10 protein-coding genes are annotated in these 14,650 nt (G+C 61.6%); 2 read left to right on the top strand and 8 right to left on the bottom strand.

Going from position 1 to position 14,650, the window contains the following annotated elements; genetic code table 11:
- Positions 1-3: 3 nt before the first annotated feature.
- From AC07OF_RS07440 to yaaA, 8 genes are all read right to left on the bottom strand, one after another.
- Positions 4-1,443, bottom strand: coding sequence for an alginate O-acetyltransferase (locus AC07OF_RS07440; RefSeq protein ID WP_495072707.1), 1,440 nt, complete (start codon positions 1,441-1,443; stop codon positions 4-6).
- A gap of 12 nt (positions 1,444-1,455) precedes the next feature.
- The gene (algG, locus tag AC07OF_RS07435; RefSeq protein ID WP_157191204.1) at positions 1,456-3,021 is read right to left on the bottom strand and encodes a mannuronan 5-epimerase AlgG; all 1,566 of its coding nucleotides are present in this window, start codon (positions 3,019-3,021) and stop codon (positions 1,456-1,458) included.
- A gap of 18 nt (positions 3,022-3,039) precedes the next feature.
- Positions 3,040-4,521 (bottom strand): alginate export family protein, encoded by a 1,482-nt coding sequence (locus AC07OF_RS07430; RefSeq protein ID WP_495072706.1) that lies wholly within the window; start codon positions 4,519-4,521, stop codon positions 3,040-3,042.
- Positions 4,518-5,951: an alginate biosynthesis TPR repeat lipoprotein AlgK gene (algK, locus tag AC07OF_RS07425; protein ID WP_495072736.1), complete on the bottom strand. Its 1,434-nt coding sequence runs from the start codon at positions 5,949-5,951 to the stop codon at positions 4,518-4,520. Before algK ends, AC07OF_RS07430 begins: the two co-directional genes overlap by 4 nt.
- A 100-nt stretch (positions 5,952-6,051) precedes the next feature.
- Positions 6,052-7,218, bottom strand: coding sequence for a PilZ domain-containing protein (locus AC07OF_RS07420; protein WP_495072705.1), 1,167 nt, complete (start codon positions 7,216-7,218; stop codon positions 6,052-6,054).
- A gap of 37 nt (positions 7,219-7,255) precedes the next feature.
- Complete coding sequence (gene alg8, locus AC07OF_RS07415; protein WP_191831060.1) at positions 7,256-8,746, bottom strand: mannuronan synthase; 1,491 nt, start codon at positions 8,744-8,746, stop codon at positions 7,256-7,258.
- 63 nt (positions 8,747-8,809) lie between these two features.
- A complete protein-coding gene (algD, locus tag AC07OF_RS07410) occupies positions 8,810-10,126 on the bottom strand; it encodes a GDP-mannose 6-dehydrogenase (RefSeq protein ID WP_157191208.1) in 1,317 nt (438 codons plus the stop codon).
- Positions 10,127-10,795: 669 nt separating this feature from the next.
- The gene (yaaA, locus tag AC07OF_RS07405; RefSeq protein WP_038607110.1) at positions 10,796-11,575 is read right to left on the bottom strand and encodes a peroxide stress protein YaaA; all 780 of its coding nucleotides are present in this window, start codon (positions 11,573-11,575) and stop codon (positions 10,796-10,798) included.
- Positions 11,576-11,709: 134 nt separating this feature from the next.
- Here yaaA and AC07OF_RS07400 point away from each other — a divergent pair, with 134 nt between their 5' ends.
- Together AC07OF_RS07400 and AC07OF_RS07395 are read left to right on the top strand one after the other, a co-directional pair.
- Positions 11,710-12,837: a polysaccharide deacetylase family protein gene (locus AC07OF_RS07400; protein WP_495072704.1), complete on the top strand. Its 1,128-nt coding sequence runs from the start codon at positions 11,710-11,712 to the stop codon at positions 12,835-12,837.
- A 343-nt stretch (positions 12,838-13,180) separates the two neighbouring features.
- Complete coding sequence (locus AC07OF_RS07395) at positions 13,181-14,575, top strand: PhoH family protein (RefSeq protein ID WP_038607114.1); 1,395 nt, start codon at positions 13,181-13,183, stop codon at positions 14,573-14,575.
- Positions 14,576-14,650 lie beyond the last annotated feature (75 nt).

Here is a 14,650-nt window from a genome sequence, read left to right as displayed (position 1 = left end):
GCCTCACTGCCCGGCCTGCGCAGTACGTTGCGCAGCGGCGAAGTTGTTGCGTTTGCAGAGCGTCGCTTCGACTTTCTGGGTGCCGCTCTCCGGGCCCTGGACTTCCACTGCGAGCAGGGTCTGGCTGGCCCAGTCCTCGTCTTCGCGCAGCTGGAAAGCGAAGCGGCCATCGGTGTCGGAGGTTTCCGGCTTTTCGATTTTCACGTCTTCATGACGGCCGTTCAGGTACCAGAGCGTGGCCTGCAGCACCTTGACCGAGGTGTCTTCGAACTTGAAGTCCAGCTGGTGACGGCCATTGGTCAGGTCCTTGATCACGCCGCCCTTGCCGTTGACCATCAGTTCGTTCTTGCCCGGCTTGAGCGTGGCACTGGCATGCAACTGCGCCGGCTTGCCTTCGCAGCCGTTGTCGAGCAGGGCGAGCATCTGCCGCCAGATGGTTTCCTGGTCCAGGCGATACAGCGGCGAGAACTCCCAGATGAGGATCTTCGGCGGGTTGTTCTTGAAGTCGTCGCTGCCCAGGTACTGGATCATCGAGCCTTCCAGGCCACCGCCAGGGAAGGCGACGTTGAGTACGTCGGCACCGATGTACTGTTCGAGGAAACCGGAGAAGTTGTAGTTCTTGCCGCTGTGGCTGGTGCCGACCAGGGTGATTTTTGGATTGGCGGAATCGCCGAACAGGTCGTCGCTGCCACTCTCGCCTTTGGGCTCGGTGACGAACTGGTCCATGTACTGCACCGCATAACTGGTACCGCACAGTTGCCCGGCGACGTTGTGCAGGGTGCCGGTCTTGCCCATGCGTCCGGACTTGTGGCTCTCGAATTCGCGCCGGGGGATGTCGGCGAAGGCCGGCATGTTGTGCACGGTGTCGGCGACGATCTTCGCCGCACGCTCGGCGCCATAGGGCGTCCAGTGCTGGTCACCACGGAAGTAGAAGTCCTTGCCCTGGTCGGCGGCGGCCAGTTGTTCGTTGGTCAGCGGCGACAGGTCGGGCACGTTGTAGCCCATCTTGCTGAAGCGGGCGAGCATCGCCTGGTAGTTGCCCAGGGCTTTCTCGTAGTTGAACGCGGCTTTCTCGGCTGGCTTGAGCATGTTGCGGTTCACCAGGCCACGGGTCGGCTGGTAGACCACCACCAATTCGATGCCGCGTGCCTTGAAGGCGTCATGCAGCTGTTGCAGGCGTTTGTAGCCAGCGGGGGTGGTCTGGAATTCGGTGCGCAGATCTTCGCGGGTACGGAACAGCCAGTCACCCTGGGCCTGCACCAGGGTGGTGAAGTTCTGCTGATAGCGCGTGGTGTAGCGGCTGGCGTCGTGCGCTTCGGGGCACAACTGGCAGCAGGGTTCGGCGCTGAAGGTCGGCGCTTGTACGGTGTCGGCATGCGCGCTGTTGTTGATCGCCAGTAAGGCAGCGCTCAGGCCAAGCAGTTTCATCAGATGTGGAGTCATGTCGTGGCTTCCTTAATCCGCCATTTCGGTCTGGCGCTCGACCGGGTCGATCAATACGGCTTTCTGCTGGCGCACCATCAGGTCGAGGATCTCGTCCTGACGCTCACCCAGCACCCCGGAAAAGCTGATGCCGCTGGCCTTGCTCGGGGCCAGCATCGAGACCCGGTACAGTTCCACGCTCAACGGCGAGTCGATCGACAACGGGCCGCTGCCGTTGGCCGCCAGTTCGCCACCGACGACGATCAGCGAGACCTTGGTGTCGAACGGGTCGAGGGCAATGTCGCGGTCGGTGTCGGAGAGGTCCTTGATGTGCCCGTACACCCCGACCAGGCCGTTGGCCATGGCGACGTTTTCGTAGAGGCGGATGTTGACGCTGTTGCGCACGCGAATGCCGTGGCGGCGGTTGTTGATCAGCTTGTTGCCCCAGATCAGGTTGTCGCCGCTCTCGTACAGGGTGATGCCGTCGGTGTGGTTGCGGTAAATCTCGTTGTAGGCGATCAGGTTGTTGACGCTGTTACGGTCGATCACCACGCCCGAGAGCTTGTTGTCATAGCTCTTGTTGTTGATGATCCAGCTGTCGTTGACCTCGCGGGAGACGATGATCCCGTGCTTTTTCTTGGTGCCGTACACGGTGTTGCCGGCGATGATCAGCCGATGCGAACGGTCGTGCGGGTCGATGCCGTAGACGATGTTGTCGCGGTAGGTGCTGTCCTTGACCACGAAGTCGCTGGTTTCGTAGCAGTAGAAGCCGTACCACATGTCGCTGAACTCTGACCCGATGATCCAGCCGGTGGGTTCGGCGCGGCCCATCTGCTTGGCCATGTTCGGCGTGTACTGGGAAATGCTCACCCCGTAGGACTTGCTCTTGGCGTAGCCGAAGCTGGCCATCTGGCTGTTGACGATATAAGTCTCGGTGCCGCCCCAGGACAGCAGGAACGGGCGGAACTCGTTGGGCGAACGGAACGTCGCCGGACCGTTGTCCTTCTCGCGCCAGCCGGTCACTTTGGTATCGGTGACGAACAGTTTGCCGTCGTTGACGATGAAGGAGCCGCCTTCCTGGGACAGGCGCAGTTCCTTGACCTTGGCGTCGATCTCCAGCACGCCCTTGGCACCGACCACGATCGGCAGGCGCGCCAGGTACACGCCTGGTGAGGTTTCGCTCAGGTACTGCTTGGGCACGCGCTTGCTCAGCTCGGTGAAATCGACATGGCCGTCATCGATGAAGATCGCCTGAGGGATACCGTGTTGACGCGCCACCCACTCGGCCATCTTGTTGTCGCCGCCGATGAACTCCTTGAGCGCATTTTCCTGCAGCATGCGCCGCACCGAGACTTTGCCCTTGTGCGTGCGTTCGATTTTCTTCTGCACGGCTTCTGCGGTATAGCCGGACAGGTCGGGCAGGGTCGGCGGCGGAATCTGCAGCGGTTCGATCGGCGCACTGCTGACCGTGTAGGTCTTGGCTTGTTGCAGTCCTTTGGCCACCGGCACCGGGGCCTGGCTGTTGGCCAGGGCGATGCTGCTGGCCAGCAGCAGAGTGCCGGCCAGCAAGCCGTGCAGGGTGTTCGATTGAAGGCTCATATCAGTGCACTCCAGGCATCAGAAGCGCCAGACCACGTCGACGAAGGCGCGGTGCATGTACGAGTCGGTGTCCTTGCCATAGGCATCTCCCGGCTTGAACACCCCGGCACGCAAACGCACCAGCGCCGACGGCTCGTCGACCGACTGGCTCAAGGAGGCGGGCAACAGACCCTGCTTGAAGTACTTGGTGACCACCACGTCCATTTCCTGGCCGAGGTCTTTCTCTCCCTGGATCAGCGGACGGTTGATGCCGTTGTCCTCGACCACCGCGTTGATGCCGCTGCTGCCGATGTTCTGGTCGCCATCGACGCGCCAGAATTTGTGGTAGATCAGGCTGGCGTCGTAGTCGTCGCGCAGCTGCCAGGAAGTGAACAGGGTCGCGGCCTGGAGGTTGCCCAGCTCGCCACGGAAGGCCTCGCCGAAGCGATGCACGCGCGAGCGGGTGCCGGTGAAGTTGGAGCGGTTGCTTTCCAGGCCGGTCTGCTCGTAATTGCCCGAACCGTCGCTGCCGCCACCGCCGCTGCCACGCGCATAGGCGGCGCCGACTTGCCAGTTGGGATCAAGGCGCAAGCGGATACCGAGGTCGGTGGCCCAGGCGTTGACGTCGCCGCTCTGCTTGCCGCTGGCGACCTGTTCACCGTTGACGGTGGTGGTGTTGAGGCTGTCGCGATCGCCGGTCAGCCAGGTCACGCTGCCCCAATAGTTGACGCGGTTCTGGTTGCGCCAGTTGTAGGCGTCGCTGTTGGCCTCAAGGCCCAGCCAGGTGAGGTCGCCGGTGCGGGTCTTGTCCAGCGCATCGACGGTTTTGCCGGGGCTTTTCAGGTTGCCGTCGTCATGGGTGTGATGGGCGCGCAGACCGACCCAGTGCCCAGGCGTCCACTGGCTGGCGACATCGCCGTAGACGTGCAGGCGGTCCTTGTCTTCCGGGGCCAGCTCGGTGAGGTCGGTGCGGTACTCACTGAAGCGCTCGGCGACGCCCAGGTTGGCGCGCAGCAGGGTGGTGTCGAAGGTCCAGTTCAGCGCTTCGATGTTGGTGTCGCGCCACATGCCGTCGTCGTTGCGCAGGCGCTGGCGACCGAAACGCAGCTGTTCGCCGGGGTAGGCGGTCAGGCCGCTGTAGCCGACCCAGAACTCACGCATCGCCAGGTAGCTCTTGTCGGCTTCGCGGCCATCGGCACTGCTGTTGTCAGATTCGGCTTCGTCACCGGACTGGCGCAGGGTGTCGGTCTCGATGATGTCGGTAGCGGCTACCGCCTGGCCCATGGCGAAGGCGCTCCAGTTGCCGCGCTCGCCATAGACCCAGGGGCGCAGGTCCAGACCCATGCCGTTGACGTCACCGCCGGAGCGGGTGCCGAGGTCGCGGTCGTCTTCGGACTGGGCGGTGATTTTCACGTCCAGGCCGAAGTTCTTTTCAGCGGTCATCGCCGCCAGGGTCGGGCACGACCAGAGCAGGGCGAAGCCAAGGCCGAGGCCGGCTTTCATCCACGGGTTGAGTGTCATAGGAAGTCCTCGCCTTCTACGGGTTGTTGCACAGCCTGCAAAGCCAGGGCACCTGCGTCCTGGCCAATGGCGCCACGGGCCTGGCACTCTTGCTGCAACAGGCGCTCGGCCTGGGCCTTCTGCGCTGGGGTGAGTTGCTGGTCGAGCTGGGCGGCCAGCTCACGCGATTGGTCGCTGGGGTTGGCTTGCGCCAGCTGACTGAAGACCCAGGCATTGACCAGGTCCTGGCGGATGCCATGGCCTTCGCTGAACAACTGGGCGAGGGCATAGTCGGCGCTGAGCTGGCCGCCGCGGGCGGCGCGGAGCAGGTGGTCGACGGCTTTCTGCGGATCGACGTTGCCCAGGTAACCACGGCGATAGAGCTGGCCGAGGTAGTAATGGGCACTGATCTCGCCGGCATTGGCGGCGCTGAGCAGGTGGGTTTCGGCCTGCTGTGCATCAGTGGGAACGGTCTTGCCTTCGTAGTACAGGCGACCGAGCAACAGTTCGGCGCGAGGCTGTTCAGCGGCGCGGCCCTTGTCGATGTACGCCATCAGCTTGTCGGTGTCGCCCAGCTCGGGGAAGTCATAGAGCAGTTGCGCGAGGCTGACCCAGGAGCCGGGATTGACCGGTGCGACCTGCTCCAGCAAGGCTTGCGCGGTTTTTTCGTCGGTCTGGCCCAGGCTGCGGTCAGCCAGTACGCGGGCCGTGCTGTCGACCCGCGTGGCCGGAATCGCACCGCGCTGGTAAGCGCTTTTCAGCTGTTCGAGCAGCGCGGCTTGTTGATCAGCCTGGCCGCGTTTCTGGTATACGGTGGCCAGCTCGACGTAGCAGATGTCGGTGGTCGTCAGCGCGGCTTTGCAGATCCGCTCGACGTCTGCCAGGTGCTGGTCGTAGGTGTTCTGGGTGCGATACAGCAGCACCTGGGCCAGGCCCGCTTCCGGGTAGCCTGCGGTGCGCCACTGATCGATCTGCTGTTGCGCATTGGTGCCGGGGAAACTCTGCGGATATTGCAGGTAGAGCATCGCCAGCGGGATCAGGGTGTTGCCTTCGCCATTGGCGAAGGCTTTCTTGAGCAGGGCTTCGGCTTCCTGGCGCTCGGCTTCGGTGGCGTCCGGCTTGGCCGCCAGCAGGCGACCGAGGCGGGCCTGGGCACGCGGCGAGATATCGGCGGCGGCGCGGTAGGTCGCTTCGGCTTGCTTGAGTTTGGCCGGGTCGCGGGTTTCCACCTGGATATCGGCCAGACCGACCTGGGCCTCGCTGTAACCGAGGTCGGCCAGCTGCCGGTAGTTCTGTTCGGCCAGGGCGGTGTCGCCGCGCTTGAGGGCTTCGTTGGCCAGGCGCTGGTCGGGCAGGCCGGCGCAACCGGTCAGGCTGATGGCCAAGGCCAGGCTGCACAAATTCAGGATATAGCTGGTCCTTTGTGGGAGCCGGCCTTGCCGGCGAAGCAAGGCGTAGCCTTGCCCATTGGGGCTGCTGCGCAACCCATCGCCGGCAAGGCCGGCTCCCACGGGGATGGAGGCAATTTTGGCGTTCACCGGAATGTCTCCCTTAAAGCCCACGGGCCACGGCTTTGTCGATCAGCCAGTCCAGCGACGGGCCACGGTTGCTGTCCACTGCCACCGGGCGGCCAGCCAGTTCGCTGGGCAGTGCGCCTTCGGGTTTGATCTGCACGCGAATGTCCGAAGACAGGTCTTCGCTGTTCAGGCTGGTGCTGCTGACGATCTGGCCCGTGCGCCATTCGTCTTCGCCAGCGATCTGGAAGTTGACCCGGGTACCTGGCTGGACGTCATCGAACTGGCGATAGCTGAAGCGCGCCTCGACGCTCGGATTAACCGTGCGCGGAATCAGCTGGAAGATCACCTGGCCTTTGCTCGCGTACTGGCCGTCATCCACCAGTTGGTGGGCGACCACGCAATCGCAAGGACTGGTCAGGGTGCCGCTCATCTGTTTGCCGAACAGCTCTTCGACCTTGCTCGGTTCAAGCTGCTGGTCGTCCAGGTGGCCCTTGAGCATGTCCAGCATGCTGGTGCTGAACGACGCCAGCGGCGCACCTTTGACGATCTGCCCACCACTCTCGACCAGGCCTTGCACGGTGCCGTCGCGAGGCATGGTGACGTTGGTGGTTGGCACGCTGACCACACCGGCCTGGGCATGGCTGACGAAGTACAGGCCGTACACCGACTTGGCGATGAAGCCAAACGCCGCCACGCCAACCACGAACACGCCGAGGCTGAAGGTCACCGCACGCAGGCGGCCAAGGGCGCTCATGCCGCCGTTGGCATCTTTGTGTTTGCGCGCCTTGGTGAAGTTGTCGCGTTGCAGGGTGCTGAGCACATCGCCAACGGTGATCAGCTCGCCCGACAAGTGCGAAGTGATGATGTGGCGCAGGGTGGCGATGTCGCGCGGCTCAAGGTTCTGGAACTGCACGCCGGTACGGCCGCTGGACGGGTCGAAGGAGCGCACCTGGAACTCGATGTCCATGGCCAGGCCGAGCTTGTCGACGGTGAACTGCAAGCGCCCGCGTGACACCTCGCCGACTTTCAACGGCTGCTTGGCATGGAAGCTCAGGCCCCCGGCGGACAGGTCGTCGACCTTCACTTCCAGGGTTTCGCGGCTGCTGCCCAGGTAACGCAACTTGGCCGGGATACGCACCCGGGCGTGCTGGCGCTGGGCTTCGGACTCATGCACGACATTGATGTTCACGGCGGTATTCATGGCGATTTGTTCCTGTTTAATCCAATCGGTTTCCGGCTCACACGACCATGAACAGCACAGCAATGAAGATGCTGGCCGCCGAGAAGGTCATGGTCCGGGAGGACCAGGTGTTGAACCATTGTTGAAAGCTCGCGAGGTCGCGTTTGAGGGCAGTTGGCTGGCGCGTCCAGGACTGCTTGTCGAGGCGGAAGAACACGTAGATCTTCATGATCGCGCCGACGATCTGGTTGTAATAAAGGATCAGCGGGTAGGCCGGACCGATGTTGTGGCCCGAGCACAGCAGCATGAACGTCAGGATCAGGCGGGTGATGCCGATCCACAGCAGGTACACCAACAGGAACGCCGGGCCGAATTTCAGGCTGGCAATCAGCGCAACGGTCAGGCCAAGCAAACTGGTCCACATCGACACGCGCTGGTCGAACAGCACCACGCTGGTGAACAGGCCCAGGCGACGGATCCCCAGGCCCAGGGCCCGCGAGTTCTGCCGCAGGTTGTTGCCGTACCAGCGGTACATCAGCTTGCGGCTGGCCTTGATGAAGCTTTTTTCCGGCGGGTGCTCGACCGTGTTGATCGCCGCGTCCGGTACGTAGAAGGTGTCGTAGCCCAGGCGCATGAGGCTGAACCAGCTGGACTTGTCGTCACCGGTGAGGAACTTGAAGCGGCCAAGGCGCCAGTGCTGCAGCGAGTCGTTTTCGACGTCGGCGATGAATTCGGGGTTGGTGACCACCGCGGCGCGGAACACCGACATGCGCCCGGTCATGGTCAGCACGCGCTTGGACAGGGCCATCGAACACATGTTGATGTGGCGCTGGGCGAAGCGCAGCTTGTGCCACTCGCTCATGATGTAGCCGCCGCGCACTTCGCAGAACTCGTTGGTGGTCAGGCCGCCGACATTGCCGAACAGCTTGAACCACGGCACGGTCTTGCGCACTACGCCTTCACCGAGCACGGTGTCGCCGTCGATCACCGCGACCACGGCATTCTCGTCCGGCAAGTGGCGGGAGATGGCACGAAAACCGTAGGCCAGGCCGTCACGCTTGCCGGTCCCGGCGATACGCACGAAGTCCAGGGTGACACGGTCTGGCGGATTGAATTTTTCCCAGAGGCTTTTCACCAGCAGCTCGTCGGACATTTCCACCAGCGAGCAGACCACCGTGGTCGGGTAGCCGCAGTCGATCGCCTCGCGGATCACCGAGCTGTAGACCTGGGCGGTGGTCAGGGCGTCGATGCGAAAGCTGGTGACCATCAGGTAGACATGCGAGGGATCAGCGGCGCTGCCGAGCTTGCGCACCTTGCGCCGCAGCAGCGGATAGACCACATAGAGAAACAGCATGCCGCGCACAAAGTGCGTGGCACCCATGGAATAGCGCCAGATACCGACGGCACCGACGAGGAAAATGAAGTCCTTCGAGTCGGGGTCGAAAATGGAGTTGGGCAAGGCCAGGGCGATCAACATGAGCAGGCTCACGTAGAACAGCCAACCGGCGACCTGTAGCAGGCCGTGCTTGAGCCTTTGCATGTTCTGCATCCGTATCCAGAGAGGGGAATAGGGTGGTGCGCAAGGCCCGAAGGCCCTGCGCAACCTGCCGGGTTACCAGCAGATACCTTCGGTGCGGGTGGCCGGCGAGCTGGCCTTGTTCATGAACCCGACCAGGTCGATGACCTGTTTGCCTTCCGGCGCTTGCTGGGCGAGGGCGCGGAACTTCTCGTCGCGGTTGCCCAGGACGATCACGTCGGCGTGGTGGATGACCTGGTCGAAGTCGGCGTTGAGCAAGGAGGAGACGTGCGGGATCTTCGACTCGATGTAGTCCTTGTTCGCCCCGTGGACGCGGGCGTACTCAACGTTGCTGTCGTAGATGTTCAGCTCGTAGCCCTTGCCGATCAGGCGCTCGGCCAGCTCCACCAGCGGGCTTTCGCGCAGATCGTCGGTGCCGGCCTTGAAGCTCAGACCGAGCAGGGCGACCTTGCGCTTGTCATGGCTTTCGATGATGTCGAAGGCGTTCTGCACCTGGGACTCGTTGCTGGTCATCAGCGAGTTGAGCAGCGGCGCCTTCACGTCCAGGCTGCTGGCGCGGTAGGTCAGGGCGCGCACATCCTTGGGCAGGCACGAACCGCCGAAGGCAAAGCCCGGGCGCATGTAGTACTGCGACAGGTTCAGGGCTTTGTCCTGGCAGACCACGTCCATCACTTCGCGGCCATCGACACCGACCGCCTTGGCGATGTTGCCGATCTCGTTGGCGAAGGTCACTTTCGCCGCGTGCCAGACGTTGCAGGTGTACTTGATCATCTCGGCCACTTCGATGTCCTTGCGGATGATCGGTGCGTCGAGCTCTTCATACAGCGACTGCAGAACGTCGCCGCTGGCCTTGTCCAGCTCGCCGATGACCGTCATCGGTGGCTGGTCGTAATCCTTGATTGCGGTGCTTTCTCGCAGGAACTCAGGGTTGACTGCCACGCCGAAATCGACGCCGGCTTTTTTCCCGGAGCAGTCTTCGAGAATCGGGATCACCACGTTTTTCACCGTGCCCGGCAGCACGGTGCTGCGTACCACGATGGTGTGGCGGCTGGCTTTTTCGCGCAGCACGAAGCCGATTTCGCGGCACACCGACTCGATGTATTCCAGGCCCAGATCACCGTTCTTCTTGCTCGGCGTACCGACGCAGATCATCGACAGGTCGCTGTCGCGGATCGCCGCGGCAAAGTCGGTGGTGCCACGCAGGCGGCCGGTGTCGATGCCCTGTTGCAAGAGGGCTTCAAGCCCGGGTTCGACAATTGGCGATTTGCCCTGGTTGATCAGGTCGATCTTGGTACTGGAAACATCCACGCCAATCACTTCATGACCCCGTGCGGACAGACAGCCAGCACAGACTGCACCCACATAACCCAAACCAAAGATACTGATACGCATCGCTATCACCTCATGTGTTTATCATGCCGGCTCAACTTTCGGAGCCAGGCCGGGTTGATTAACCAGCAATGTCCGGGCGAACGAAGTTGTGGCAAAAAGATGTCACTTCACCGTGCGCAGGCATATAAATGTGGAGTGCAAAATAATCTGCACTCAAAGTTGGCAGCCAATGGCCAATAGTTATGGACGTGCCCTTAAATGCAGCCGTCTTTATTGCAGTTCCGTGTCCGGATACTGCAGTGCTTGCTCTTTCAAGCGGATAAAATCCTTTGAAATCAACCACTGGGACGAGTTTTGTAGGGCGCGGATCTCCTGGGTTCGTTGTAGGTCATCTCTTACACGATGCTCGAGAATCGTTACCGGTGCTATGAGCGATGGGCGAGGGGATAAGTTCCGAGGGCAGTTCGCTGAGCGTGAAAGATTTTTAAATAATTATTGAAGTGCCATTACTTTCAATTTGATAGCACTGGGCAGTTTCGTCCCTGTATATAAAGGGCGAACTCGGGGAGGGATGTTTTATTGCCAGTATCGGGAAATATTTTTTGAATTTCGTCAAAAAATTACGAATGGTCTTGGTGGCGTTTTGCAATATTGGCGTTATCGCGGGGCAAGCCCGCTCCCACCGGGGCAATATAATTACTGTGGGAGCGGGCTTGCCCCGCGATGCTTTTACTCGTCCGGGTGATCGCGTAGAAACACCAGATTGTCCGGCTTCGATTGCTCGGCACTGTAGTAGTAGCCCTGCACATCGAACTGCTTGAGCTGCTCGGGATCGTTGATGCGTTCCTGGATCACGAAGCGGCTCATCATCCCGCGGGCTTTCTTGGCGTAGAAGCTGATGATCTTGTACTGGCCGTTCTTGAAGTCGCGGAACTCGGTGTTGATGATCCGTGCCTTGAGCGCATTGCGTTTGACCGCGCTGAAGTACTCGTTGCTGGCAAGGTTGAGCAGCAGGTCGTCGCCTTGCTCGGCCAGGGCCTGGTTCAGCCATTCGCTGATGCGCGTGCCCCAGAAGGCATACAGGTCCTTGCCGCGGGCATTGGCCAGCTTGGTGCCCATTTCCAGGCGGTAAGGTTGCATCAGGTCCAGCGGCCGCAGCAGACCGTACAGCCCCGAGAGCATGCGCAGGTGATCCTGGGCGTAGCTGAAGTCGTCTTCGCTCAGGCTTTCGGCGTCCAGCCCGGTGTACACATCACCCTTGAAGGCCAGCAGCGCCTGCTTGGCGTTTTCCGGGGTGAAGGCCGGAGTCCAGCTGCCGAAGCGCGCGGCATTGAGGCCAGCGAGTTTGTCGGAGAGGTGCATCAGCTCGCTGATCTGCGCGGGTGACAGCTCGCGCAGCTGCACGATCAGCTCCTGGGAGTCATCCAGGTACTGCGGCTGGGTGTAGCGCTGGGTCACCGGCGGGGTGTCGTAGTCGAGGGTCTTGGCGGGGGAAATCACCGTCAGCATCGGTCGGGCTCCTGAAATCGTGGCGCCGATTCTACGGGGCGGGGGCGCTGATCTCCAGCTATGACGTTGATAGCCACAGACCATCCCGACGCTTGACGCTATAGTGCGCGGCGAGGAAATCGGGGAGCTCGATCGTGCGCATTGCTTTTCTACTACTGACCGGACTGTTGGCTGCTGCGGTGCAAGCCGCGCCTGTGGCGCCGACAACCTTCGACCGTAGCCACTGGCCAGAGCAACTCGACAGCCCGGCGCTGTTCGATGTCGCCTCGCGGGCCGAGATTCTTGGCTTTTCCCAGGCCCTTGCGGCCAGCGAAGCGCTCGACGAACCGGCGCTGGCAGCCCGCCTGGGCCTCAAGCAGATCAATCTGCTGTCGATCAACCAGGTGCGCGCGCGCCTGTGGCAGCAATTGTGGCGCAACTATGACCTGGCCCAGCAAAGTTGCGAACAGGATGCCTCGTTCTGTTATGCCATCGACGGGCAGGCCGAGCTGCGCCAGCAGGCAGCGAAGTTCACCGTGGCCAGCGATTCCTTCTATGCCGGCTGGGCTGAACCGAGCCGCGAGTTCCATCAGCGCTACCTGGACGAGTTGTTGCGCAAAGCCGCGCTGTTTCCGCAGATCGCCAGCGAGATCGAGCGTTACTCGGCGCTGGAGCGCAACGGCGCTGAACTCAATGACCGCTTGTTCATGCTGACCTTCGACGCTGGCCCCGGCACAGTCGGCGGTGGCACCGATGGCCTGACCGAGTACCTGCGCCGGCAGAAACTCGGCGCCACCTTCTTTGTGCTCGGCAACAGCCTGCAAATGCGCCGCGACAAGACCTCGCTGACCGACCTGCGCGCCCTCTACAAAGGCCAGTGCGTGGGGATTCAAGGCTGGCAGTACCGCTCCCACGGGCAATGGCAGGACTGGCAGCAATCGGTGCTGCGCAGTCAGGCCCGGGTGCAGGCGGACCTGCCCGATCAGTATGTGCCGCTGTTCAGGCCACCCTATGGCCAGCGCCGGGCCGACAGCCAGGACTTCTTCGCCAGCCAGGGGTTACAGGTGGTGTTGTGGAACATCGATGGCCAGGACCAGAGCGCCTTGAGTGGCGAACAGTCGGCACAACGGGTGCTGACCCTGATGCTGCTCTGGCGTCGCGGGCTGATCCAGTTTCACGACGCCCAACCCAAAGCGCAGGAGGCCGTGGCCTGGCTGCTCAAGCAGACGGCACAAAGCGGTATTGGTTGGGAAGATTGCCGGCATTTTGCCGGAAAAAGCTGAAATCAGGGTGAGAACTGTGCGTCCAGCAAGAAAATGTTACACGCAATTCACTGGGCCTGATTTATGACTGTAGCGGTGCTTTGACCCCGCGCCAAGGGCTAAGTGTCATCACGAAAAATAAACTTCAAAAATACGTAAAAATGCTTTTTCCGGTCATGGGTTTTGCGGTATCAAGAAGACAGACCGCCGAACCCTGCATCACAGGTGGCGTCATTGGGCACCATTTTCTGTGAGGGCAGCTTCCCACCCGTAACGACGCGGACCAGGGGAGAACCGGCGGCCACTTCACGGCGCAGCACCGTTCAGGTATTGCGTTGTATGGCTTCCACAAAGGTGACCGAGTATGGATGATCAAGGACGCACCACTTCCTCCAACCAGCCAATCCTTTATGTGCTCGATACCAATGTACTGATCCACGATCCAAACGCATTGCTCAATTTCGAGGAGCACCACGTCGCCATACCGATGACGGTGCTGGAGGAGCTCGACAAACTCAAGACCGGAAAGCACACCATCGCCGCTGAATGTCGCCAGGCCATCCGCCTGATCGACCAGACCCTGGGCGATGCCACGCCAGCTGACGTTGAACAGGGCGTGCCAATCCAGCGTGGCAAGAGCGGGCCCAAGGGCTTTCTGTCCATCCTGATGAGCCCGCGCAACGAGCCCAACCGCCTGCTGCCGGAAACCCTCAACGACAACATCATCATCAACCAGTTGCTTGAGCTGCGTAGCCGGCGCAAGGACATGGATGTGGTGCTGGTGACCAAAGACATCAACATGCGCCTCAAGGCCCGCGCCTGTGGGATCGCGGCCGAGGACTACAGCACCGACCAGCTGGTTGACGACGTGTCCCTGTTGTCCAAGGGCTATCACAGTGTCACCGGGTCGTTCTGGGACCGGGTCAGCAAGGTCGAGACCCGTCAGGAGCGTGGCCGCACCTGGCACCGGGTGCAAATGATCGACAACCTGCCGGCGGTGCACATCAACGAGTTCATCATTGACGAGCAGGGTTTCGTTGGCTGGATCAAGGGCATCAAGGACGACGAGCTGCTGTTGCTCGACCTGCACCAGGAGCCTCTGCTGCACCAGGAAGCCTGGGGCCTGAAACCGCGTGACATCCATCAGAGCCTGGCCTTGTTCGCGCTGCTTGATCCGGACATTCACCTGGTCAACCTGACCGGTGCCGCCGGTTCCGGTAAAACCATCCTCGCCCTGGCCGCGGCCATCGAGCAGACCATGGTCAGCAAGCGTTACCGGCGCATCATCGCCACCCGCAGCGTACAGGGGCTGGACCAGGAGATCGGCTTTTTGCCGGGCACCGAAGCCGAGAAAATGGAGCCATGGCTCGGGGCGATCACCGACAACCTCGAAGCGCTGCACATGGATGATGAAAACACCCATGGCAGTGTCGACTACATCCTTGAACGGGTGCCGCTGCAGTTCAAATCGCTGAACTACATTCGCGGCCGCAGCTTCCAGCAGAGCCTGATCCTGATTGACGAATGCCAGAACCTTACCCCGCACCAGATGAAAACCATCATCACCCGTGCCGGTACCGGTTCGAAGGTGATCTGCCTGGGTAACCTGGCGCAGATCGACACCCCTTACCTGTCCGCTACCAGCTCGGGCCTGACCTACCTGACCGAGCGTTTCAAAGACTTCCCCAACGGCGTGCACATCACCCTGCAGGGCGTACCGCGCTCGATTCTGGCCGAATACGCCGAAACGCACCTGTAACCGACAACCACCGGGCGGCCTTGCCGCCCGGTTTTTTTCGCTGCGATATCCGCACCCTTGGGTTTACACTCTTTA

It is taken from the genome of Pseudomonas sp. GW821-FHT10B02 (assembly GCF_059415665.1).
This window is presented reverse-complemented; position numbering and strand designations above follow the sequence as displayed.